We start from the raw sequence: 23,892 nt of genomic DNA on the forward strand, positions 1-23,892 counted from the left end.
AAGTGTGATGTAATATGAAGAGGAAAAAAGTATAAGTAGTCATAGAAGTGAGGAATTAAAGGTGAAGAAGTTTAAAAAGTTTTACTTGGAGATTACGAGTGTATGTAATCTTGCGTGCAGCTTTTGTCCGCCGACGGAAAGGCAGAAGCAGTTCATTTCTGTGGAGGATTTTGCGAAAAGATTAGACCAAATTAAACCTCACACAGACTACATTTATTTGCACGTGAAGGGTGAGCCATTGCTCCATCCAAAAATAGATCAATTGTTAGATTTAAGCCATGAAAAAGGGTTTAAAGTTAATATTACAACGAATGGAACGTTAATTAATAAGAGAAGGCATAGACTGTTAAATAAACCTGCGTTAAGACAAATGAATTTTTCATTACACAGTTTTGATGGACACCCAGGTTCGCAAGATAAAGAAGGTTATGTAAGAAGTATACTTTCCTTTATTAGAGAAGCGACAAGTCAATCGGATTTAATTGTTTCACTACGATTATGGAATTTAACTCAGGATAATAAAACGAATGCTGAAATTCAGAAAAATAGAGATTTATTATCCATTATTGAAAATGAGTTTGGCCTATCTTATCAAATCGAAGAGAAGCTTACACCAGGAAAAGGTATAAAAATTGCGGAACGTGTCTTTATTAATCAAGACTATGAATTCCAGTGGCCGGCATTACATGAAGAAGAGGATGACGGAAAAGGATTCTGTCATGGACTTCGAAATCAAGCTGGTATTTTAGCGAACGGAACGGTTATTCCTTGTTGTTTAGATGGTGAGGGGATTATTAACCTTGGGAATATTAATACTGACTCATTTTCTAACATTATAGAAGGTGAAAGAGCAACAAACATTGTCGATGGATTTTCGAAAAGGATTGCAGTCGAAGAGCTATGCAGGAAATGTGGATACCGTAAAAGATTTGGAAAATAAATATGAAACAAGCCCTCATCAAGCGAGGGCTTATTTTTTATTCTTGATAAGAGCGTTCTAATTCATCAATTAAGGAGCCGACGTAAGAAACGGCTTTACGGATTGCGTCTGGTTTTGACATATCGACTCCGGCATGTTTCATTAATTCAAGTGGTTTCATCGTACCACCAGCGCGAAGTACATCTAACCAGCGATCAACGGCAGGTTGTCCTTCCTCTTTAATCATTTGAGCTACCGCAGTAGATGCAGTGAGGCCTGCAGAATACGTGTAAGAATATAAGCCCATATAATAATGAGGTTGACGCATCCAAGTTAAGCCAGCACCTTCGTCAATTTCTACAGAATTTCCCCAGAATGTCGAAAGTACATTTGTTTTTATTTCAGTTAAGGTTGTAGCTGTAAGTGCTCCTCCTTCTTCTGCTAGCGTGTATACTCTTCTTTGATATTCTCCCTCAAGTAAGTGAGTAACAAAGTTATGATAATATGTGCCGAGTAGTTGCAGAATCACCCATCTGCGCATTCTCTTATCTTCAGTCGTCGCTAATAAATGCTGGGCTAATAGTAATTCGTTCATCGTAGATGGTGCTTCGACAAAGTACATAGATGGACGTACATTCATAATACGCTGGTTTTTATTTGCTAAATAAAAATGACCAGCATGCCCAAATTCATGGGCTAATGTGAAGCATCCACGCATCGTATTTTGCCATGTAATTAAAATGTATGGATGAGAACCATAGGGACTTGAACAAAATGCCCCTGTTGATTTCCCTACATTATCTGCAAGATCGACCCATCTCTCTTTAAATCCTTTTTCGATAATGGAACCATATTCATCGCCCAATACTTGTAAAGAGTCTTGAATGAGTTTTCCAGCTTCTTCGTATGTGATGCTTGGATTAAATTCGGGATCTAAAGGTGCATGTAAGTCGCAGAACAGCATTTGATCGAGTCCTAGTACTTTCTTTTTTAAATCTGCAAAACGGCGCATATGAGGTGCTAATTCCTTGTATATAATATCAAGTTGATTGTCATACATTTCAAGTGGAACTTTCTGAGGTTCCAAAAGCATATGAGTAACAGATTCAAATTTGCGTAAACGAGAGAGTGTTACTTGTTTTTTTACTTCAGTCGCATATGTTGTTGCCACTGTATTTTTATATCGTTTCAAGGTGGAAACAAATGATGAGTACGCTTTTCTACGTATGTCTACGCTTGGAGAAAACTCATATTTACTTTCAAATAATGCAAATGATACAGGGAGTTCGTTTCCTTGTTCGTCTTGTATGGAGGTAAAATCCATATCGGCTAATTTAGTCATACCGTAAATTTTGTATGGAGAACTATGTACTTCGCCAAGTGCGGCAAGAGCTTCTTCTGTTTCAGGAGAGAGCGTGTGCGGCCTTTTTTGTAGGATGTCTAGTAATGATTTACGGAAAGGTTCAAGTTTTGTTTCTTCAGCTAAATATTTCTCAATTGTGCCTTCGTCGAATGAGAGGATTTCATTATGGATAAAGGATAATGCAGTATGTACTTTCGTCCATAAAGCAGCAATTTTGGAAGAGTTCGCTTGAACAACTGGATTTGTACGGTCAGTAGATTCTTTTAAATTTGCGTAGGAGTATAGTTTTGTTAACTTCATTAAAAGCTCTTCTTCTAAAAGTAGACCATGTAATAAGGTAGTGGAGCTAGTGTGTAATTGTCCTTTAAACGCATCAAGTTTTTTTATATCATCTGTTAATACACGTAATGCAGTTTCCCACTCTTTATCAGATTCGTATAAATCAGAGAGGTCCCATGTTAGTTCAGTAGGGACTTCCGCGCGAATATGGCGTTTCTCAATTATATTTTTCATTTATTGTATCCCCCTTATTATAAGTATCTAAAAACATGATACTAGAAAATTCAGTGAAATAAAAATATTTCGCATTTCTATATATATAAAAGAAGGACAAGCATAAAAATGCTTGTCCTTCGAGTTAAATTTAAAAATTAATATACTTTATCGCCGTTGAAAATAGAGTTTTTCACGACTACATAATCTACAGTACGAATTGAGTCTAATTTTGTTCCACCAGCGTAAGAGATAGAAGATTGAAGATCTTGTTCCATTTCGACTAAAGTGTCTTCTAAAGAACCTTTATGCTCAACGAACATTTTCTTACCTTCAACGTTTTTCTTCTCGCCTTTTTGGAATTCAGAAGCTGAACCGAAATACTCTTTATAAAGTTTGCCGTCTTTTTCGATTGTTTCCCCTGGAGACTCTTCATGACCAGCGAATAGAGAACCAACCATAACCATAGTCGCCCCAAATCGAATAGATTTAGCTACGTCGCCGTGTGTACGAATACCACCGTCAGCGATAATTGGCTTACTTGCAGCTTTTGCACACCAGCGAAGTGCAGCTAGTTGCCAACCGCCAGTTCCAAAGCCTGTTTTAATTTTAGTAATACAAACTTTACCAGGTCCAATACCAACTTTTGTTGCGTCAGCACCGGCATTTTCTAATTCTCTTACCGCTTCTGGAGTTCCAACGTTTCCAGCGATAACGAAGCTTTCTGGTAAATGCTTTTTAATATGTTGAATCATGTTGATTACAGCATTAGAATGTCCGTGTGCGATATCAATCGTGATGTATTCAGGTGTAAGTTGTTCAGCAGCTAATTGCTGTACGAATTCATACTCGTCCTCTTTTACACCAACGCTAATAGAAGCGATTAATCCACGTGATTGCATATCTCTAATAAATGAGATACGTTTCTCTGGCTGGAAACGATGCATGATATAGAAGTAATTGTTTTCAGCTAAATAAGTTGCGATTCTTTCATCAATAATCGTTTGCATATTAGCAGGTACGACAGGTAATTTAAATTTATGTTTACCTAAAGTGACAGTTGTATCACATTCAGAGCGGCTGTTCACAATACATTTTGCAGGAATTAATTGAATATCTTCATAGTCGAATACGTTTTCCATCATCTACACCCCTAAAATACGAATATTTTATTCATTTTATTTAAAAATGTTCGTCCAAAGGATAATTTACATTATTTTCACTCATAAGTCAAAGGTTTTCATGTTTATATTTAAAATTGAGTCTATTTAAGTTAATTATAGGTTTGTATTGTCAAAAAATGTTTTAATATGGCATTTTCTGATATAAAATTATGTGTGGCAAAGAAAAAATTAAATATACAAATTTGGGAGAGATTTTAATGAAGCGATTAATGTATATGGACTGGTTGCGGGTATTAGCGACAATCGCGGTTGTTACAATTCACGTTTCTGCTGGTTATGTTTCTGTTTTAGATGCAAATCATGTTTCACGCTGGATGGCTGGTAATCTATTTGAATCGATTTCGCGTGCGAGTGTTCCGATTTTTGTAATGATTAGTGGAGCTTTATTGTTAAAGGGGACAAAAGATATTTCATTTGGGGAATTTTTACAGAAGCGTGCAAGTAAAGTGATTATACCTTTTGTAGCTTGGAGTGCTATATTCTATGCATATGGGGCATATGCAGGATATTTCCCGGCGTCTTTAAAGCAAGGGATAAAGCACTTTTTAACGGATACTATAGGGGGACATTTATGGTTCTTATACATGATTGTAGGGATATATTTAATTACACCGCTACTGAAAATCTTTGTGAAGAACGCTAAAAAAAGAGAGATAGAATACTTTTTAATTTTATGGTTATATGCATCTGTTATAGTCAATTTAGTTAAATATTATTATCCTATCAACTTTAATATTGAATTATTTTACGTTACAAATTATGTAGGGTATTTCCTACTTGGTTATTATTTATCTAATTTCGATATTTCAAAAAAATGGAGAAGTATTTCTTACTTTGGCGGATTTGTAGGATTTATTAGTACATTCTTGATTACTTATTACTATACAGTGAAAGCAAATGGACAGTTAGAGCAGTTTTGGTATGGATATTTTGCACCAGGTGTTGTACTGATGGCGATTGGATTGTTTATATTTTTCAAATATGCATTCCAAAAGTCAGAACGAGAATTACCATTGTTATTCCGTTTTATAAATCAAGCAAGCCTTGGAATCTATATTCTTCACTTCTTCTTATTAAATAACTTGTTGTACATGGTTTTCCCTAAGGTAAATGAGCGTGTACATGCAATAGTAGCAATACCTATTAATGTAACGATTACAATTGCTCTTAGTCTAATAATCACGTTAGTATTGCAAAGAATACCAGTTGTGAAAAAATTGGTTCCGTAAAAAATGAATATAGTATAGAAAGGGCAGACTTATTATTAAGGCTGCCCTTTCCTATTTTAAAATTATACTTAGATAAATTTATGTTTAAACGAATTGAAAACAGTGGATTAATATAGTATCTTACTATAGTCTAAAGTGAGGTATGAAGAACATAATAGGTTAAATATAAAATCAAATGAGGTTAATATATGAGTAAAAAAAGCTTTAGTAATTATGCATTAAGTAAAGAAGTAAGACGAGCACTTACTGGTTTAGGATATGAGCATCCAACAGAAGTGCAAGGAGAGGTTATTCCAGTTGCATTGCAAAAGAAGGATCTTGTTGTAAAGTCGCAAACGGGAAGTGGAAAAACGGCTTCATTCGGAATACCACTTTGTGAAATGATAGAGTGGGAAGAGAATAAGCCACAAGCATTAGTTTTAACACCAACGAGGGAACTTGCTGTTCAAGTGAAGGAAGATATTACAAATATAGGACGATTCAAAAGAATTAAAGCTGCTGCAATTTATGGTAAATCTCCGTTTGCACGTCAAAAATTAGAGTTAAAGCAAAAGACGCATATTGTAGTGGGAACTCCAGGACGTGTGTTGGATCATATTGAAAAAGGGACCCTTTCTTTAGATCGATTGAAATATTTAGTGATTGATGAAGCAGATGAAATGCTAAATATGGGCTTTATCGATCAAGTAGAGGCAATTATTGATGAATTACCTACAAAAAGAATGACAATGCTATTTTCAGCAACCTTACCGGAAGATGTTGAAAAGTTATCCCGTACATATATGAATGCACCAACTCATATTGAAATTAAAGCAGCTGGGATTACAACAGATAAAATTGAACACACTCTTTTTGAAGTAAGGGAAGAAGAGAAACTTTCACTTCTTAAGGATGTAACCATGATTGAAAATCCAGACAGTTGCATTATTTTTTGTCGTACACAAGAAAACGTAGACCATGTGTATAGACAGCTAAAACGAGTTAATTATCCTTGTGACAAAATACATGGTGGCCTGGTACAGGAAGATCGTTTTGAAGTTATGGATGATTTTAGAAAAGGAAAGTTCCGTTATTTAGTAGCAACTGATGTAGCTGCGAGAGGAATTGATATTGATAATATTACACATGTTATTAATTACGATATTCCATTAGAAAAAGAAAGCTATGTACACCGTACTGGAAGAACAGGAAGAGCTGGTAATAATGGAAAAGCTATTACATTTATAACGCCTTATGAAAATAGGTTTTTAGAAGAGATTGAGGAATATATCGGGTTTGAAATTCCAAAGGAACTGGCACCTTCAAAAGAAGAAGTTATAAAAAAGAAAGCAGTATTTGAAGAAAAAATATATGCTAAACCAATTATAAAGAAAGATAAAAGTGCAGACCTAAACAAAGGAATTATGAAATTGTACTTTAATGGCGGAAAGAAAAAGAAAATTAGGGCGGTAGATTTCGTTGGTACAATTGCTAAAATTCAAGGTGTTTCTGCAGATGATATAGGTATTATTACAATACAAGATAATGTTTCTTATGTTGAAATATTAAACGGAAAAGGACCACTTGTTTTAAAGGTTATGAGAAATACAACGATAAAAGGTAAACAATTAAAAGTTCATGAGGCAATTAAGTAAACAAAAAACTATCCACTATAACAGGTGGATAGTTTTTTGTTTAAGATTCTTTTAAATCATCAATCAACTTTTCAGCTAAGCGCCTATACATATTACTCATCGACACAAATGATGTTAATAATAAAAACTTCTCTAGGTTAGGGTCTTCTAAAGAAGAAATCTCACTTACTTCTGAAACGCGGTTATTTACGTCCTGTGTAAAGCTTTCGACGTTGTTTTCGGTAAGAGAAAGATAATCTTTATATAGCGTATTTAATTCGAGTGAATCATCGGTTAATAAGGATTCATTTATATTTTCTAAGGAGCTTTTTATGTCACTAATGGAAAGGGCCCCTTTTAATTGATAAATTAAGCTAATTAAAATCATATGCTCTTTTGAATATTTTTTATTTTTGATTGGAATAAACAGTTTACCTTTTGCATAATTGTTAATCATTGTTTTTGTTAATACTTTTTCATCATCGGTTCTTGTTGTATCCGCATAAGTATTTTCAAATAGTTGGACAACCTGGTCTACATACAAGTCGACATTTGGAATATCCTCAAGCGTAATATTTTTTTCTAAATGTAATGCTTCAAGCAATTTATTTATATTTTCCACGTAGAACCCCTCGCTTTTATAACTTAGTGGAGCATAATGTTTAGTTTATCTCTAAATATGGTATTACGAAACAAATGAATTGTAAATGTTGACCTATAAGATTAATGTGTATATAATTACATGTAGTTATGAAAACTACATGTAATTATATGAGGGGTGTTTATATGAATGCGTATATAAGAGAACCGGTTAATGCTTTTACCCATTTGGGAGGAGCTGTATTATCATTTGTTGCATTATTAGCTATGCTTGTAAAAGTTTCTGTTAAAATGCCATCTTTTGCGTCAATTACAGCTGTTATTTTGTTTGGTATCGGAATGATGGTTCTGTATACAGCATCAGCTGTATATCATAGTGTTGTAGCCAGTGAACGCGTTATTTATTTCTTCCGAAAGCTTGATCACTCTATGATTTTCATATTGATTGCAGGTACATATGCACCATTTTGTTTAATTACATTACATTCCGCAAACGGTTTATTATTATTTTGTTTAGTTTATGCAACGGCCATTTGTGGTATTGTTTTTAAAATGTTTTGGTTTAGTTGCCCGAGATGGTTATCAACAACAATTTATATTACAATGGGTTGGTTAATTGTTCTGTTCTTTGCACCGTTAGCTGCTAACTTAAGTGCAGGAGGTATTGTGTTTCTAGTGCTTGGGGGCATTTTTTATACGATTGGTGGATTTATTTATGGAACAAAGCCAAAATGGTTAGAGTTTAAACATATGGGGCATCATGAAATCTTTCACGTGTTCGTGTTATTGGGAAGCCTTGCCCACTTTTTAAGTGTATATTGCTACGTAATTTAATAAGATGGAATTTTCGAGTGGTTTTTATTTTTCTTGATTAATAAATAAAGATATAGACACATATGTATGTTAAAGAGCTGCATAACGTAAAAGTTATGCGGCTCTTTTTCATATAAATAATAACTAAAAATATTTTTAGAATTATCAGTATTTTCATGGTAGGATAGATATGTATTGAGGTTATAAAATTTTATAATTAGTGGGGGACTCTATATATGGCGATACTTATAACGGGTGGAGCAGGATATATTGGTAGTCATACGTGTATAGAATTATTAAATAGTAATTATAAAATTATAGTCGTAGATAATCTTTCAAATAGTTCAATCGAGTCTTTAAACCGAGTAAAAGAGATAACAGGAAAACAATTCGAATTTTATAAAGAAAGTGTTTTAAATCGTGAAAAAATGAATGAGATTTTTTTGAGAAATAACATTGAAGCGGTTATACATTTTGCTGGGTTTAAAGCGGTGGGGGAATCAACTACAATTCCTCTTACATATTATTATAATAATATAATAAGTACAATCATACTATGTGATGTGATGCAGAAACATAATGTTAAAAAATTTATTTTTAGTTCATCTGCAACTGTATATGGAATTCCAAAAACATCACCAATTACAGAAGAATTTCCGCTAAGTGTGACAAATCCATATGGACAAACAAAATTAATGATTGAGCAAATTATGCGTGATGTAGCAAAAGCTGATGATGAATGGAGTATTGCGTTACTTCGTTATTTCAATCCATTTGGAGCACATAAAAGTGGCCGTATTGGAGAAGATCCAAATGGAGTTCCGAATAATTTAATGCCATATGTAACGCAGGTGGCGGTAGGTAAGTTAAAAGAGCTAAATATATTCGGCAATGATTATCCAACGAAAGATGGGACCGGTGTCCGTGATTATATTCACGTTGTTGATCTTGCAAAAGGACATGTAAAGGCACTTGAGAAAGTACTTGAGACGAAAGGAATCGAGGCATACAATCTTGGCACAGGTAAAGGATATAGTGTATTGGAGATGGTAAAGGCTTTCGAGAAGGTTTCAGGTAAAAAAATACCTTATAAAGTAATAGGGCGTCGTCCTGGTGATGTAGCAATATGTTTTGCTGATGTATCTAAAGCGAAACGAGAATTAGGATGGGAAGCGGAATATGGGTTAGAAGAGATGTGTTTAGATTCTTGGAGATGGCAGGTAAATAATAAAAATGGTTATCAAATGATTTAGGGTAGTTAGTAAAGCATTCTCTTATTTTATTGCTTGAGATCAGTAATATGTTCAATTTAGGAAAGAGAACATATTACTGACCATAGCGTTTGAATAGCAACTGGTTCTATAGAGGAAAGAACTCTTAATGAATGCGAACAAGTTGTTTATGATACACTGTATTACCTTCTTGGCTTGTATAAGGCGGTAAGCTTCTTCCGAAACAATTTGCAATAATATTGGAGTGGGGAGGATAAGAAATACGAATTTCATACAAATTAATAGCTTCATCTAAATTAGCATAAAATACTGCTAGGTTGTTACCTTGTAAAGGGTATGGGAATTCTACCACTGTATCTTCACCGATGAATACAGGTAATTTTACAGGATTAGAATAGTTAGACCAATCCCACACTTCTATATTTACATAGTGTGCGTAATATGCATCTAAATTTACAATATTTATTACTGCTGAAACTGTTGCAGGCTCTCTTGTTAATACACCTGTTGAATGAATAACAGATTGATTTGGATAATGAAGAGGCATAAATATCAGACCTTTCTAATTTAATATGATTGTACAATATTCTATGCAGATCATTGATAGAAGGAGATAGGGAAAATGCATTATTATATCAACTTTTCATAGAAATAAAAAATGTAATATGGAAGAGTATTCTAATACTTGTATCATTGTTAAAGTGCGTTTATAATCAAATAATCTTATTAGCTTTTTGATTGGATTACCTATTATTGAAAGCGTTTTTATTATGTGATACATTTCGATTGATATCATTACTGTATGACATGTATGAAAAGGTTTTTTTTATTGTTTTTTAAGGTAGGAAGTCTGACTTATTTCTAAAAAACTTTGTATGTAGTTGTAAGTAAGAAAGAGAATAAGGAATAATATAATTTTTACAAGATAAGGAGGGGACAGTGTGAAAATGTAAGGTTTTCACATGAGGATATATGGGTTACGTAGGATTATTACTTTCGGGTGCAGCTTTATTTTTGAATAGTCTTGTTATATTAGGAAAAGCAGAGGTGAAAAGCGCGGGTGTTTTTAATTTATTTGTAGGTGCACTACAAATTATTATTCCGTTCTATTTGATCATGATTTCTGACCAAAGCAATTGGACAGTGTATTCATATGCAGCTACTTTCTTATTTGGATTAACATATTTATATGTAGGTGTTACTTTTATAAAAGGAATGGATAGTAGCGGTCTAGGCTGGTTTTGTATTTGGGTAGCAATTATTGCTTTATTCTATATGGTTGTTTCATTTGTTCAATTCCATGATGTTGTGAATGCGTTAACGTGGTTTATGTGGGCATTACTTTGGTATTTATTCTTTGTATTAAATACACAAAAAAAGAATATCAATCAATATCTTGGAAGAATCGCCTTCGTACAATCATGGGTAACATTGACGTTACCTTCACTCTTTTATTTTATGGGAGTATGGGGAGAGGGATTTGTATATGATCTATGGGTTTATGTATCCGTAATTTCTATTTTATACTTCTGTTATTGTATTTATAAATATCGAGTACGTTAATATATTTTCTGTAGAAAAGCATGGAATCGTTAAACGAATTCCATGCTTTTTATATATGAGCAGTTATAATAGAGAGGTATTATTTTACATTTTATCAAAATGGGGATGATGAAGTTGAAAAAAGTATTGGTACTAGGGGGAACAAGATTTTTTGGTAAACATTTAGTAGAAGCACTTTTACAAGATGGACACGATGTGACGATTGCGACGAGAGGAATTACGGAAGATTCCTTTGGAAGTAGAGTAAAAAGACTGATTGTAGATAGAGAAGATGAAAAACAACTTGCAGAGCATCTAGAAGATAAAAGTTATGATATCGTATACGATAATTTATGCTATTGCTCGAATGCAGCGAAGGTAATATGTAAGGTGTTACGAGGAAAAACGAAGAAATACGTTATGACATCTTCAATGGCTGTTTACGAGCCGTCATTAGAATTGTTAGAAGAGAACTTTAATCCGTATGAGTATGCTATTACGTATGGGGATAGGAAGGATTTTAATTATGGTGAAGGCAAGCGATTAGCTGAAGCTGCTGTATTTCAACAAGCAACATTTCCAGTTGTTGCAGTACGTTTTCCAGTTGTTATTGGAGAAAACGATTATACGAAAAGGTTACAATTTTACGTTGAACATATTGTGAAGGAAGAGCCTGTCGCGGTGAAGCATTTAGATGGAGAGTTGTCATTTATACATGAGAAAGAGGCAGGAGAATTTTTAGCTTGGTGTGGGATGAAAGACATAGAAGGGCCAATTAATGCTTGTAGCAACGGGGTAGTTTCTACTAGCGAAGTTATTCATTTCATAGAAGAAAATACGGGAATAAAAGCACTTGTTCAAGAAGAAGGAGATAATGTAGGGCCTTATAATGAAGTGATTAATTGTACATTACATAATGGAAAAGCTAGTGAATTAGGATTCCCGTTCCGAGAGTTGAAAATAGACATAGAACAAGTATTACGTTATTACATACATGCAATGGAGTAATCATAAATCCCCCGGTGGCAATCCGGGGGATTCTGGAGGATTTCGACAATACTAATTTTACATTACCAAACTTACCTTATACGCACGACTAATGCTTTTGTGATTGAATTGCTTGTAAATACTTTTCATTTACCTGGTCCCAGTTCACTGTATGCCACCAATTGGTAACAAATTCTGGACGCCGATTTTGATACTTTAAATAATAGGCGTGTTCCCATACATCGATGACGAGTAATGGAATTTTACCTTCTTGCAAAGGTGTATCTTGATTTGGTGTACTCATAACGGAAAGTTCTTCACCATCCAGGACAAGCCATCCATAGCCACTTCCAAAACGACTAATAGCTGCTTTGGAAAGTTGATCTTTTAAGTTGTCAAAGGTATTGAAATAATAATCAATTACTTTTGCAACGTCTCCATTAGGTTCACCGCCACCTCGTGGGCTCATTACTTCCCAAAAAAGACTATGACAATAGTGACCACCGCCGTTATTTCTTACAGCTGTAACAATTTCCCTTGGTAAAACGTCTAAATTACATAGTAACTCTTCTAAAGATTTATTATGTAATTCCGTATAGTTTTCTAAAGCGGCATTCAAGTTATTTACGTATGTCGCATGGTGCTTTCCATGATGAATGGAAAGCGTATTGCTATCGATATATGGCTCTAGTTCATCATAGTCATATGAAAGCTTTGGCAATTGAAATGAAGACATAACATTACCTCCTTTCTTTTTAAAAGTTGGTCTAGGTAAAAAAACTTTACCTGAGTCAAAAATACACCTATTTTTTATGTAAGTCAATAGTAATGTCTTTAATTTTCTGAAAAATATTACAATAAAAGTAACACTTCGACTTTCATTTGTGACTCGTATTCTTTTTGCTTATACTGTAAAGTAGAACGTTTTGTTGAAATAGAAGGAGATTGTTTATGAGTAAAACGAAACAATTAATAGAGGAAGCGAGTCAGTTTATTACGATTTGCTATAAAGAGCTTAATAAAGAGCAATTCATAGAAGAGCGTGTGAAAGAAATTCAAGTTGAGATAGAGAAGACGGGGACGTATGAGCATACATTCGAAGAACTTGTTCATGGATCGCGAATGGCATGGCGCAATAGTAATCGATGTATTGGAAGACTATTTTGGAGTAAGATGCACATATTAGATGCACGTGAAGTAAATGATGAAGAAGGTGTATATAATGCATTAATTCATCATATTAAATATGCAACGAACGATGGAAAAGTGAAACCGACAATTACAATTTTTAAGCAATATCAAGGTGAGGAAAATAATATACGAATTTATAATCACCAATTGATTCGATATGCAGGATATAAAACAGAAATGGGAGTGATTGGTGACTCTCATTCCACTGCGTTTACGGATTTTTGTCAGGAACTTGGCTGGCAAGGAGAAGGTACGAATTTCGATGTATTGCCACTTGTGTTTTCTGTTGATGGAAAAGAACCTGTATATAAAGAAATTCCTAAAAAAGAAGTGAAAGAGGTACCGATTGAACATCCAGAGTACCCAATCTCATCTTTAGGAGCAAAATGGTATGGGGTTCCAATGATTTCAGATATGCGCTTAGAAATTGGCGGTATTTCTTATACGGCAGCTCCGTTCAATGGATGGTATATGGGAACGGAGATTGGGGCTCGTAACTTAGCGGATTATGATCGCTATAATTTACTTCCGGCTGTTGCGGAGATGATGGAATTAGATACATCGAGAAACGGTACGTTATGGAAAGACAAGGCGCTAATTGAGTTGAATATTGCTGTATTACATTCCTTCAAAAAACAAGGAGTTAGTATTGTGGATCACCATACAGCTGCACAACAATTTCAACAATTTGAGAAGCAAGAAGCAGCATGTGGACGGGTTGTAACAGGCAATTGGGTGTGGCTCATTCCACCGTTATCTCCAGCTACCACTCATATTTATCATAAACCGTATCCGAATGAAATTTTGAAGCCAAATTTCTTTCATAAATGATATTTAGTATAGTCTTTTTATGCAAAATATAATTTTTTTTAATTACTGTTACGTAGCAAATGGAAGCCTTTACGCTCGGTTATTTTTGGAAGGAGCTTTTTGAACCAAGATGTTCCTTATGTTATAATCAAATTTCTGTTTCGAAGACCTTATAGAAATATAAGGTCTTTTGTTTTGCTTTTTTATGTAATAGGAATAGAAATTTTCTTTTAAATAAGGGATTTAGCATATTTTTAGGGACAACATAAGTGTGTGGAAAATCGGTGAATTATTATGCTTATATAATCATTATGTTTTGGGTGTAAACAATAAAACATAATAAAGTTGTTTTTTTAGATTGCTGAGGAAGGAGGAAGTGTAAATGAGAATGAAGAGTCGAAAAACAGATTGGCCTGTATTTCTTATTAGTGGTGGCTCACTTTTATTATTTGTAATTGCAGTTATTTTAAATAAAAGTTACGTAGAGGGAGCCATTAATAGCAGTTTTGCAGCTTCAATTAAATATTTTGGTGCCTTTTGGCAGGTTTTATTAATTGGTACATTTATTGTGGCAATGTGTATGGCGTTTTCGAAATATGGGAGAGTTAAACTTGGGGGGCTAGAAAAACCTGAGATTAGTACGACAAAATGGCTAGCTATTATTATGTCTACATTACTTGCCGGAGGTGGCGTTTTTTGGGCAGCTGCAGAGCCGATGTACCATTTGATGACGGTGCCACCAATACATGAAGGTATAACTGCTGGGACGAAAGAAGCGGTAATGCCTGCTTTAGCACAAAGTTATATGCACTGGGGTTTCCTCGCTTGGACGATTTTAGGTACAATTAGTGCGGTAGTTATGATGTACGGACATTATCATAAAGGTATGCCATTAAAACCTCGAACGCTTTTATATCCTATTTTTGGAGAGAAATTGCGAAAGAGTTGGCTTGGAACAATAATCGATGTATTTGCCATTATTGCGGTAGCAGCAGGGACGATTGGTCCAATCGGATTTTTAGGACTACAAGCAAGTTATGGGTTACAAGCATTGTTTGACATTCCTGATGTGTTTACTACTCAATTAGCCATTATTGTTTGTGTAGTAGCTGTTTCTACTATATCTGCGGTAACGGGAATTGATAAAGGGATTCAAATTATAAGTAATTTAAATGTTAGGTTAGCAGTTTTATTAATGGTATTCGTATTATTGTTTGGACCAGGTGGATTTATTATTGATTCATTTGTTTCTTCGTTTGGATTTTATATAAATGAATTTATTCCAATGAGCACATATCGTGGTGATACAGGTTGGTTAGGCTCATGGACAATCTTTTTCTGGGGATGGTTTATTGGATATGGACCAATGATGGCAATTTTAGTGAGCCGTATTTCAAGAGGAAGAACAATCCGAGAAATCATCGTTGCAATTGGAATTATTGCACCTATTATTACAACGTTTTGGTTTACGATTTTGGGAGGATCAGGTATATTTTATGAGTTAATGAAGCCTGGTTCTATTTCGAACGCATTAAGTGAATCTGGTATGCCAGCGGCTATGATTGCAATTACAGAGCAACTGCCACTATCTAATATTATTGGACCTGCATTTCTTTTATTAACAATTTTATTTGTAGTGACAACGGGAGATTCAATGGCTTATTCGATTTCAATGGCAGTGACTGGAGATGGAGATCCTAGAATTAGTTTGCGAGTGTTTTGGTCGCTTATTATGGGAACAGTTGCAGCGATTCTTTTATACATGGGTGAGGGAAGTATTAATGCATTGCAATCATTCATCGTAGTAACAGCTGTCCCGGTATCCATTCTGTTATTCCCAATGCTATGGCTAGCGCCTAAAGTTGCAGGAGAATTAGCCTTAAAACAAGGTATTGTAAAAGAAGAAGAGAAAACCTCTTTCTTGTTCCAAAAAGCTAGTAAATCAAAATAAATAATTGTATTTATATAAAAAGAGGAAGCATTTCATTTGAGATGCTTCCTCTTTACTATTTATTTAACTACTTTTCCCGAAGGAGGATCATACTCTGTACAGTTTCAATCTATTCTAATACTTTATCTTTCGTCTCTGGGACACATAGTAGCATCGTAACTAAACCAATTGGGTAGATAATGAAGATGAGAGATAGTGCCCCCATTAAATTTCCACCTGCAGCAAGTAATCCGATAATAACAGGCCCAAATCCAGCTAAACCGCGTCCTGTGCCGAAAATAAAGTTCTCTGCTGTCGAGCGAGCTTCAGCGGGATAGTTTTCAGCTAAAACTGCTCCGAATCCTCCCATCATGCCATTTGCAAAGAATCCAAGCAATGCACTTCCCCATAACAATAATGTTGAGTCTGTGAATAAGAAGAAGTAAATGAGGCAGTATATAGTACCACCGACATAATAGATTGTAAAAGTTTTACGGCGACCAATTTTATCGGCTAGAATACCGAACGTTGCAATTCCAATTAGCATGCCGATCGTAGAGATGAACATCCAACCGCTCGCTTTTGCTAACGTGTAGTTATATTTATTTGCCAAAATAGTTGGCATCCATGTGAAAATTCCATAATATCCGAAGTTTTGGATGAATGACATAATAATAAGACCGATTGTTGTTATCGTTACTTTTTTATTGGCAAATAACTTTCGAAGTGGGAACTTTTTCATTTGCTTTAGTTGTTCTGCCTCGGTAGTTGTTAAATTACCTTCAGCTTCTTTTTGTAACAACTCTTTTTTGTATCTTTGTTTTTGTTCCCATATTTTCGGTTCACTTAAACTTTTTCGTACATAGACAGCTAGTAGAGCGGGAATGAGCCCAAATAAGAAAACAGCTCTCCATCCGAAATGCGGGACGATAAATGCTGGAAGGAGTGAAGCGACTAGTACGCCAAATTGCCATCCAAGTGCAACAACGGATGTCGCCTTAGCGCGCATTTCTTTAGACCATGTTTCAGTTACGATGGCCATCCCGATCCCGAATTCACCACCAACTCCCATTCCAACTAAAAAGCGAAGAATTAATAATTGCCAATAATCTGTTGCGAAATAAATAAGTGCTGTTGCTAGTGAGAATAGTAAGATTGTGAAGGCCATCGTACGGATACGCCCAAATAAATCAGCAATAAATCCAAATAAATAAGACCCAATTAGCATTCCTATTGTGGTAGCTAAAGTTAAGTTTCCACCTTCAACAGGGCTTAAATGAAATTCTTTTAAAATGTAGACGAGTACGAAAGATAAGAGCAACATATCTAAACCTTCTGCTGCATATCCTAGCGCAGAACCAAACAATGTTTTATATCTTTTCTCTTTCGTCTCCTCTGTTGTTGATTGTACATCAGTAGTAACGTTCATCATTACTCCTCCTTATTTTCTTCTACAGTCGCTATGGAAGAATAACAAAAGGCCTTCTCACCTGATATGATGAGAAGGCCAAAAAAGCATACGTATCCCTAAAAAAGACCATACGTATAGTATATTCCGACTTCCTTCTCAACCTCACGGGGTTGGGTTAAAGGACTGTATTATATTACCTTATTTTTAGCACTCTTCTATTAGATTGTCAAATAAAGAGTGAAGTGTTATGTGTAAAATATTTCAAAAGATACTTCATTCTCCTTGACGCCCACTTCATTATTTTCCCATAATAAAACTAACTCATATAAAAAGGAATGAATCACAGATGCTAAATTTAGTACTTATGATGATTGAACGTGTCGGACTTATTGTTATTTTAGGATTTTTACTGTCTCATATTAAAACGTTCAGGCGCCTTCTTCATAGACAAGATGGGTATGTAGATAAGCTTAAGCTTATTTGTATTTTTTCAGTGTTTACAATTGTAAGTAATTACACGGGAATTGAAATTGCAGGTAATACAATTATGAATGAAAATTGGCTACAAGGTGTTTCGTCATCTAGTACAATTGCGAATACACGTATTATGGGTGTTGGAATTAGTGGATTGCTTGGTGGTCCTATCGTCGGAATTGGAGTAGGATCGATTGCTGGTATTCACCGTTATATGCTTGGCGGGACAACAGCGCTAAGTTGTGCAATCTCGTCAATTTTAGCAGGTGTTATAACGGGGTATATTGGATACATTTTCAAAAAATATAATCGTGCAATTACGCCTAAGTTTTCGGCGGTTTTAAGCGTGTTTATCGTTTCTTTAGAAATGATTATGATCCTATTAATCGTAGAGGATGGGATTAGTATCGTGAAAACAATTGCGATACCCATGATCCTTGTAAATAGTTTCGGAAGTTTTATTTTACTTTCTATGATACAAGCTATTTTGCGCCAGGAAGAAAATGCGAAAGCTTTACAAACGCATAAAGTATTACGAATTGCTGACAAAACATTGCCATATTTTCGCAGAGGATTAACGGAAGATTCTTGTAAACATGTGGCACAAATTATTCACCGCTTTACAGGAACAGATGCGGTATCCTTAACAGATACAGAGAAAATATTAGCTCACGTTGGATTAGCGTCAGATCATCATATTCCTTCACACAGTTTAATAACAGGTTTATCAAAAACAGTATTAAAAACAGGGAAAATAATGAAAGCGAAATCACGTGAAAGTATTAATTGTCAGCATGAAGGGTGTCCGTTACAAGCGGCGGTTGTTATTCCACTAACTTCACATGGGAATACGATAGGAACATTGAAGCTTTATTTTAAAAACTCTAATCAATTAAGTCGTGTGGAAGAAGAGCTAGCGGAAGGGCTGGCGAAAATATTCTCTACACAACTTGAGTTAGGTGAAGCAGAGTTACAAAGTAAGTTATTGCAAGATGCCGAAATAAAAGCGTTACAAGCACAAATCAATCCGCATTTTTTATTTAATGCAATTAATACTGTATCGGCTTTATGCCGAACAGATGTAGAAAAAGCGAGAAAATTATTATTGCAGCTTAGCGTGTATTTTCGTTGTAATTTGCAAGGGGCACGCCAATTGCTTATTCCATTAGAACAAGAGTTAAATCATGTACATGCATATTTATCGTTAGAACAAGCGAGGTTTCCGAATAAGTATGCAGTGAAGATGTACATTGAGGAAGAGTTAAAGACGACCTTAGTTCCACCATTTGTACTGCAGCTATTAGTTGAAAATGCATTGCGCCATGCTTTTCCGAAAAAGCAGCCGGTGTGCGAAGTTGAAGTACATGTGTTTGAAAAAGAGGGGATGGTGCATTTTGAAGTTCAAGATAATGGACAAGGAATTGAGAGTGAACGTCTAGGACAATTAGGAAAAATGGTAGTTCCATCAAAGAAAGGGACCGGAACAGCTTTATATAATATTAATGAACGACTTATCGGGTTATTTGGGAAAGAGACAATGCTTCAAATTGAAAGTGAATTAGAGCAAGGGACAAAGTTCCTCTTTGTAATTCCGAAAAAAGTAGGGGAGGAAAAACGGAGTGTTAAAAGTATTAGTAGTTGATGATGAAATGTTAGCGCGTGATGAATTGAAATATTTATTAGAGCAAACGAAAGAAGTAGAGATAATTGGTGAGGCAGATTGTGTAGAGGATGCATTAGAAGAGCTAATGCAAAATAAACCAGATATTGTGTTCCTAGATATTCAGTTATCTGATGATAATGGATTTGAAATCGCAAATATATTAAAGAAGATGAAAAATCCACCTGCAATTGTGTTTGCTACGGCCTATGATCAATATGCGTTGCAAGCATTTGAAGTAGATGCGTTAGACTACATTTTAAAGCCGTTCGATGAAGAGCGTATCGTACAGACATTAAAGAAATATAAAAAGCAAAAACAAATAAAATTAGAAACAAAACAAGAAGTAAAGAGTGTAGACGTAACGACCGAGATGCATAAATTAGCATTACCAATTGAAGAATCGATTGTACTTGTGAATATTGAAGATATTATATATGTAGGACTTGTGGACGGAAAAGTGACAGTAAAAACGATGAGAGAAACATATGTAACACATGATACACTTGTCATTTTAGAAAAGAAGTTGCCGCAAGCAAGTTTTATGCGTGTCCATCGCAGTTTTATTGCAAATATTAATCATATTACAGAAATACAACCATGGTTCAATTCTACATATAATTTAATTATGAAAGAAGGATCAAAAGTACCTGTTAGCCGTACATATGCAAAAGAACTCAAAAAGCTACTTCGTATTTAAGAAGTAGCTTTTTGTATTTCATCTGCCTATTTCTGTAATTAATTTTGTATATTTGACGTTCTGTTGTGTAAACGCTTACAGTTTTGCTTGTATCTTATACAATAAAGGTACCAAATCGAAAGAGGTGGCCAAAATGAGTACGAAAAAAGTATATAGTTTCTTATCACAAGCATTCATATTCTCAGCTATTATGTTAGTTTCTAATATTATTGCAACACATTTACCAATTCCGATGCCTTCATCGGTGATCGGATTAGTTATTTTATTTAGCCTATTATGTTTGAAGGTTATTAAATTGGAACAAGTTGAATCACTCGGAACGGCCTTAACAGGTATTATCGGATTCCTTTTCGTTCCATCAGGTATTTCAGTTATTAATTCTCTCGGTGTAATGGGACAATATTTTGTACAAATTTTAACTGTAATTGTTGTAGCAACAATTATTTTACTCGCTGTAACAGGGTTATTTGCACAATTCATTTTAGGAAAAGATGAAAAAGAAATAGAAGATACGAAAGAATTGAAAGTAGTAAATAAAGGACGCAAGCACGGAAAAGTTGCATAACCAATTTAGTATATATTGTTAGGAGGGAATGAACATGGCAAGCACAATGACTCCATATTTCGGAATCGTCGTTTCATTAATAGCATACGGAATCGGAACATTATTATTTAAGCATTCAAAAGGATTCTTCTTATTCACACCATTATTCGTAGCGATGGTATTAGGGATTGTCTTTCTAAAAGTAGGTAATTTTACTTTTGAAGAATATAATACTGGCGGAAAAATGATTAGCTTCTTCTTAGAACCAGCAACAATCGCGTTTGCAATTCCATTATATAAACAAGTGGACAAGCTGAAAAAATATTGGTGGCAAATTTTATCGGCTATCGTAGTTGGATCCATTTGCTCAGTAATTGTCGTGTTCATTGTTGCAAAAGCAATTGGTCTAGATACAGCAGTAATGAATTCAATGTTACCACAAGCAGCAACAACAGCAATTGCGTTACCAATCTCTGAAAGTATTGGTGGCATACCAGCAATTACATCGTTTGCAGTTATTTTTAACGCAGTTATCGTATACGCATTAGGAGCGTTATTCTTAAAAACATTTAGAGTAAAACATCCAATTGCAAAAGGTTTAGCACTTGGAACAGCAGGTCACGCATTAGGAGTGGCAGTAGGAATTGAAATGGGTGAAGTAGAGGCAGCTATGGCAAGTATTGCTGTAACAGTAGTTGGGGTTGTAACTGTAGTTGTCATACCAATGTTTATGCCATTCATTGGCTAGGAAAACTTACTTAAAAAATGAGAAAAGCAAGCTATTTGTAGGACAGATTTCTACTGATAGCTTGCTTTTTATGTTACAGTAGTGGTAAGACCTATTTAAATAAAATGTAAGTTTCCTTAAATCTTCATTAATACTGTGTAGAATACGTTTTGAATTAGGTCATTGTATTGTAAAATAAGAAGTAAGCTACTATAGGATCTGCTAAGGGAGATATATAATAAGCTTATAAAAATCTTCATATGAATAAATAATTAAAGGTAGAGAAGAGAGAAAAAATCTACTTATTAACGTTTTACTTTATAGGACAGGAGAGAGTACTCGTCGATTATGCAAATAAAAAACCTGTTTCAAAGCAAAGGATTTCAGAGGTTACTCGTATTAGTAATACTTGCTCTCGTGTTATACGGGCTGCAAAGTATGTTGAATTTAATTTTAATTACGTTTATTCTCACGTATTTAATGGATCGATTCCAAAAGTTTATTTCTCGTAAATTAGATCATTTCATGCCCATTAATCGAAAGATTATTATAGCATTTCTATATGTAATGTTAATTGGTGGAATTGCTATTACGCTATTTAAATATTTACCAGTATTAACGATACAAATTTCACAATTGATTTATCAATTTAATGTATTTTTAAGAAACCCACCAGATAGTGAATTAATTAAGTATGCAGTGAATGCTGTCAACCATATGGAACTTTCAAAATATGTAGGACAAGGCGTCGACATTTTGTATAAATCGATTACGAATGTTGGGAAATTTGGTCTTCAAGTGTTACTTTCTTTAATTTTAAGTTTATTTTTCTTATTGGAAAAAGCTCGTATCGTTGCTTTTACTGCAAAATTTAAAGAAAGCCGACTTGCAATATTTTATACTGAAATTGAGTACTTCGGTAAGAAATTTGCACGTTCATTCGGAAAAGTAATTGAAGCACAATTTTTAATTGCAGTTGTTAACTGTGTTTTATCCGTTATTGCACTATGGATATTAGGATTCCCGCAATTATTAGGTTTAGCGTTAATGATCTTCTTGCTTGGTTTAATTCCAGTAGCTGGGGTTATCATTTCGTTATTCCCGCTTTGTATGATTGCTTACAATATCGGCGGTATTATGTACGTTGTTTATATTTTAGTTATCGTAACAGTAATTCATGCGCTTGAAAGTTACGTGCTAAATCCGAAGTTTATGTCGCAAAAAACAAATTTACCGATTTTCTATACATTTATGGTATTAATCTTCTCAGAACACTTCTTAGGTGTATGGGGATTAATTATCGGTATTCCAATCTTTATTTTCTTATTAGATGTCTTAGATGTGACAAGTGATGAAATGGAGAAGGATGTTGGAAAAAAATAAAGTGAAGTAAAGAAAAAGCATCGATGTTCGATGCTTTTTCTTTTATAACATGATGTTTCTTATGCCATACTGTAAGAAGAACATAGAATAGGGGTGAAAGAATGGCTGTAAATGAAAAGGTAGAGCAAGCTACATTTGCTGGAGGGTGCTTCTGGTGTATGGTTTCGCCATTTGAAGAGATGGAAGGAATTATACAGGTTGTTTCTGGCTATACGGGTGGTCATAAAGAGAACCCAACGTATAAAGAAGTATGTTCAGAAACGACGGGACATTATGAGGCAGTACAAATTACATTTGATGCAAATAAAATGCCGTATGAGGAGTTATTAAATATATACTGGAGACAAATTGATCCGACTGATATAGGTGGGCAATTCCACGACCGTGGACAGTCTTACGAAACAGTGATTTTTTATCAGAATGAAGAACAACATAAAAAAGCAGAAGCTTCAAAAGAAGAGCTTGCAATGAGCGGACGCTTTTCAAAGCCGATTGCGACAAAAATATTACCAGCTACTACGTTTTATCCGGCTGAAGAATATCATCAAGGATATCATAAGAAAAACACATTCCGCTACGAGTTATACCGTAAAGGCTCAGGACGAGATGCGTTTATTAAACAACATTGGCCAAAAGATAATGCTCATTTAAAAGAAAAACTCAATGAGATGCAATTTTATGTAACGCAGGAAAATGGAACGGAACCACCCTTTCGAAATGAGTATTGGAATCATAAAGAAGAAGGTCTTTATGTAGATATCGTTTCAGGTGAGCCTTTGTTTACTTCTTTAGATAAGTTTGATAGTGGGTGTGGATGGCCTAGTTTTACAAAGCCAGTTATGTCAGCTAGTCTGAAAGAAAAAATGGATGTGAGTCATAATATGACTCGTACAGAAGTGAGAAGTAAGGAAGGAGATTCGCATCTTGGGCACGTATTTCCAGACGGTCCAGGACCAGATGGTCTTCGTTACTGTATTAACTCCGCAGCTCTTCGATTTATTCCAAAAGAGGAATTAGAGAAAGAAGGATATGGTGATTTCCTAATCTTATTCGGAAATAAAAAATAACCTCGCTAACTGCGAGGTTAT

The 23,892-nt window shown here is 34.7% G+C and carries 21 protein-coding genes; 15 read left to right on the forward strand and 6 right to left on the reverse strand.

What is annotated here, in order from left to right; all coding sequences use genetic code 11:
• Nucleotides 1-61 precede the first annotated feature (61 nt).
• On the forward strand, nucleotides 62-940 hold the full coding sequence (locus MR113_RS08765; RefSeq protein WP_242253573.1) for a radical SAM/SPASM domain-containing protein: 879 nt from the start codon (nucleotides 62-64) through the stop codon (nucleotides 938-940).
• A 37-nt stretch (nucleotides 941-977) separates the two neighbouring features.
• Here MR113_RS08765 and pepF read toward each other — a convergent pair whose 3' ends face one another.
• Nucleotides 978-2,795 carry an oligoendopeptidase F gene (gene pepF, locus MR113_RS08770; protein WP_242253578.1) on the reverse strand — a complete coding sequence of 606 codons (1,818 nt, stop codon included), beginning with the start codon at nucleotides 2,793-2,795 and terminating at the stop codon, nucleotides 978-980.
• A gap of 137 nt (nucleotides 2,796-2,932) precedes the next feature.
• Nucleotides 2,933-3,916: a GMP reductase gene (gene guaC / locus MR113_RS08775; RefSeq protein WP_242253580.1), complete on the reverse strand. Its 984-nt coding sequence runs from the start codon at nucleotides 3,914-3,916 to the stop codon at nucleotides 2,933-2,935.
• Nucleotides 3,917-4,155: 239 nt separating this feature from the next.
• Between guaC and MR113_RS08780 the strand changes: the two genes are divergently transcribed.
• Together MR113_RS08780 and dbpA are read left to right on the forward strand one after the other, a co-directional pair.
• On the forward strand, nucleotides 4,156-5,187 hold the full coding sequence (locus MR113_RS08780; protein ID WP_242253582.1) for an acyltransferase: 1,032 nt from the start codon (nucleotides 4,156-4,158) through the stop codon (nucleotides 5,185-5,187).
• A 188-nt stretch (nucleotides 5,188-5,375) separates the two neighbouring features.
• Nucleotides 5,376-6,821, forward strand: a complete 1,446-nt coding sequence (gene dbpA / locus MR113_RS08785; protein WP_242253594.1) for an ATP-dependent RNA helicase DbpA — start codon at nucleotides 5,376-5,378, stop codon at nucleotides 6,819-6,821.
• 40 nt (nucleotides 6,822-6,861) lie between these two features.
• Here the strand turns inward: dbpA and MR113_RS08790 are convergent, their stop codons facing one another.
• Nucleotides 6,862-7,422, reverse strand: a complete 561-nt coding sequence (locus MR113_RS08790; protein ID WP_242253597.1) for a DUF1836 domain-containing protein — start codon at nucleotides 7,420-7,422, stop codon at nucleotides 6,862-6,864.
• A 164-nt stretch (nucleotides 7,423-7,586) separates the two neighbouring features.
• Between MR113_RS08790 and trhA the strand changes: the two genes are divergently transcribed.
• Together trhA and galE are read left to right on the forward strand one after the other, a co-directional pair.
• Entirely contained in the window at nucleotides 7,587-8,234 is a 648-nt protein-coding gene (trhA, locus tag MR113_RS08795) for a PAQR family membrane homeostasis protein TrhA (protein ID WP_242253607.1), read from the forward strand.
• A gap of 215 nt (nucleotides 8,235-8,449) precedes the next feature.
• A complete protein-coding gene (galE, locus tag MR113_RS08800) occupies nucleotides 8,450-9,466 on the forward strand; it encodes a UDP-glucose 4-epimerase GalE (RefSeq protein WP_242253610.1) in 1,017 nt (338 codons plus the stop codon).
• Nucleotides 9,467-9,590: 124 nt separating this feature from the next.
• Here the strand turns inward: galE and MR113_RS08805 are convergent, their stop codons facing one another.
• Nucleotides 9,591-9,992, reverse strand: coding sequence for a hypothetical protein (locus tag MR113_RS08805; protein WP_242253611.1), 402 nt, complete (start codon nucleotides 9,990-9,992; stop codon nucleotides 9,591-9,593).
• 425 nt (nucleotides 9,993-10,417) lie between these two features.
• Between MR113_RS08805 and MR113_RS08810 the strand changes: the two genes are divergently transcribed.
• Nucleotides 10,418-11,008: an AmiS/UreI family transporter gene (locus MR113_RS08810; RefSeq protein WP_242253613.1), complete on the forward strand. Its 591-nt coding sequence runs from the start codon at nucleotides 10,418-10,420 to the stop codon at nucleotides 11,006-11,008.
• Between the two features lie 105 nt (nucleotides 11,009-11,113).
• The gene (locus MR113_RS08815) at nucleotides 11,114-11,995 is read left to right on the forward strand and encodes an NAD-dependent epimerase/dehydratase family protein (RefSeq protein WP_242253615.1); all 882 of its coding nucleotides are present in this window, start codon (nucleotides 11,114-11,116) and stop codon (nucleotides 11,993-11,995) included.
• Between the two features lie 88 nt (nucleotides 11,996-12,083).
• Here the strand turns inward: MR113_RS08815 and sodA are convergent, their stop codons facing one another.
• Nucleotides 12,084-12,710, reverse strand: a complete 627-nt coding sequence (gene sodA / locus MR113_RS08820) for a superoxide dismutase (protein ID WP_242253616.1) — start codon at nucleotides 12,708-12,710, stop codon at nucleotides 12,084-12,086.
• Nucleotides 12,711-12,925: 215 nt separating this feature from the next.
• Between sodA and MR113_RS08825 the strand changes: the two genes are divergently transcribed.
• Nucleotides 12,926-13,996, forward strand: coding sequence for a nitric oxide synthase oxygenase (locus MR113_RS08825; RefSeq protein ID WP_242253618.1), 1,071 nt, complete (start codon nucleotides 12,926-12,928; stop codon nucleotides 13,994-13,996).
• Between the two features lie 361 nt (nucleotides 13,997-14,357).
• Nucleotides 14,358-15,926 (forward strand): BCCT family transporter, encoded by a 1,569-nt coding sequence (locus MR113_RS08830; protein ID WP_242253620.1) that lies wholly within the window; start codon nucleotides 14,358-14,360, stop codon nucleotides 15,924-15,926.
• 109 nt (nucleotides 15,927-16,035) lie between these two features.
• Here the strand turns inward: MR113_RS08830 and MR113_RS08835 are convergent, their stop codons facing one another.
• The gene (locus tag MR113_RS08835) at nucleotides 16,036-17,334 is read right to left on the reverse strand and encodes an MFS transporter (protein ID WP_001103428.1); all 1,299 of its coding nucleotides are present in this window, start codon (nucleotides 17,332-17,334) and stop codon (nucleotides 16,036-16,038) included.
• A gap of 328 nt (nucleotides 17,335-17,662) precedes the next feature.
• On the opposite strand from MR113_RS08835, the gene lytS reads away from it, so the two are divergent.
• The 6 genes from lytS to msrB all read left to right on the forward strand — a co-directional run bounded on the left by lytS (nucleotide 17,663) and on the right by msrB (nucleotide 23,871).
• A complete protein-coding gene (lytS, locus tag MR113_RS08840) occupies nucleotides 17,663-19,432 on the forward strand; it encodes a two-component system sensor histidine kinase LytS (RefSeq protein WP_242253622.1) in 1,770 nt (589 codons plus the stop codon).
• Complete coding sequence (locus tag MR113_RS08845; RefSeq protein WP_048560483.1) at nucleotides 19,410-20,150, forward strand: LytR/AlgR family response regulator transcription factor; 741 nt, start codon at nucleotides 19,410-19,412, stop codon at nucleotides 20,148-20,150. The genes lytS and MR113_RS08845 overlap by 23 nt, the downstream gene beginning before the upstream one ends.
• Before the next feature lie 133 nt (nucleotides 20,151-20,283).
• Nucleotides 20,284-20,715, forward strand: a complete 432-nt coding sequence (gene lrgA / locus MR113_RS08850; protein ID WP_073517685.1) for an antiholin-like murein hydrolase modulator LrgA — start codon at nucleotides 20,284-20,286, stop codon at nucleotides 20,713-20,715.
• A gap of 34 nt (nucleotides 20,716-20,749) precedes the next feature.
• Entirely contained in the window at nucleotides 20,750-21,442 is a 693-nt protein-coding gene (lrgB, locus tag MR113_RS08855) for an antiholin-like protein LrgB (RefSeq protein WP_000168869.1), read from the forward strand.
• A gap of 327 nt (nucleotides 21,443-21,769) precedes the next feature.
• Nucleotides 21,770-22,804, forward strand: a complete 1,035-nt coding sequence (locus MR113_RS08860; protein WP_242253624.1) for an AI-2E family transporter — start codon at nucleotides 21,770-21,772, stop codon at nucleotides 22,802-22,804.
• 101 nt (nucleotides 22,805-22,905) lie between these two features.
• Nucleotides 22,906-23,871 (forward strand): peptide-methionine (R)-S-oxide reductase MsrB, encoded by a 966-nt coding sequence (gene msrB / locus MR113_RS08865; RefSeq protein ID WP_242253633.1) that lies wholly within the window; start codon nucleotides 22,906-22,908, stop codon nucleotides 23,869-23,871.
• The last annotated feature ends 21 nt before the right edge of the window (nucleotides 23,872-23,892 follow it).

Origin of the sequence: Bacillus cereus group sp. BfR-BA-01379 (genome assembly GCF_022663605.1) — a bacterium.
GTDB classification, from domain to species: Bacteria; Bacillota; Bacilli; order Bacillales; family Bacillaceae_G; genus Bacillus_A; species Bacillus_A mobilis.

Coding starts and splice junctions, on each gene's coding strand:
- sodA (WP_242253616.1), bottom strand. CDS start 12,710: ATGTCTTCATTTCAATTGCCAAAGCTTTCATATGACTATGATGAACTA.
- galE (WP_242253610.1), top strand. CDS start 8,450: ATGGCGATACTTATAACGGGTGGAGCAGGATATATTGGTAGTCATACG.
- MR113_RS08830 (WP_242253620.1), top strand. CDS start 14,358: ATGAGAATGAAGAGTCGAAAAACAGATTGGCCTGTATTTCTTATTAGT.
- lytS (WP_242253622.1), top strand. CDS start 17,663: ATGCTAAATTTAGTACTTATGATGATTGAACGTGTCGGACTTATTGTT.
- trhA (WP_242253607.1), top strand. CDS start 7,587: ATGAATGCGTATATAAGAGAACCGGTTAATGCTTTTACCCATTTGGGA.
- MR113_RS08810 (WP_242253613.1), top strand. CDS start 10,418: ATGGGTTACGTAGGATTATTACTTTCGGGTGCAGCTTTATTTTTGAAT.
- guaC (WP_242253580.1), bottom strand. CDS start 3,916: ATGGAAAACGTATTCGACTATGAAGATATTCAATTAATTCCTGCAAAA.
- MR113_RS08780 (WP_242253582.1), top strand. CDS start 4,156: ATGAAGCGATTAATGTATATGGACTGGTTGCGGGTATTAGCGACAATC.
- lrgB (WP_000168869.1), top strand. CDS start 20,750: ATGGCAAGCACAATGACTCCATATTTCGGAATCGTCGTTTCATTAATA.
- MR113_RS08860 (WP_242253624.1), top strand. CDS start 21,770: ATGCAAATAAAAAACCTGTTTCAAAGCAAAGGATTTCAGAGGTTACTC.
- MR113_RS08815 (WP_242253615.1), top strand. CDS start 11,114: ATGATGAAGTTGAAAAAAGTATTGGTACTAGGGGGAACAAGATTTTTT.
- MR113_RS08825 (WP_242253618.1), top strand. CDS start 12,926: ATGAGTAAAACGAAACAATTAATAGAGGAAGCGAGTCAGTTTATTACG.
- pepF (WP_242253578.1), bottom strand. CDS start 2,795: ATGAAAAATATAATTGAGAAACGCCATATTCGCGCGGAAGTCCCTACT.
- msrB (WP_242253633.1), top strand. CDS start 22,906: ATGGCTGTAAATGAAAAGGTAGAGCAAGCTACATTTGCTGGAGGGTGC.
- MR113_RS08805 (WP_242253611.1), bottom strand. CDS start 9,992: ATGCCTCTTCATTATCCAAATCAATCTGTTATTCATTCAACAGGTGTA.
- lrgA (WP_073517685.1), top strand. CDS start 20,284: ATGAGTACGAAAAAAGTATATAGTTTCTTATCACAAGCATTCATATTC.
- dbpA (WP_242253594.1), top strand. CDS start 5,376: ATGAGTAAAAAAAGCTTTAGTAATTATGCATTAAGTAAAGAAGTAAGA.
- MR113_RS08835 (WP_001103428.1), bottom strand. CDS start 17,334: ATGAACGTTACTACTGATGTACAATCAACAACAGAGGAGACGAAAGAG.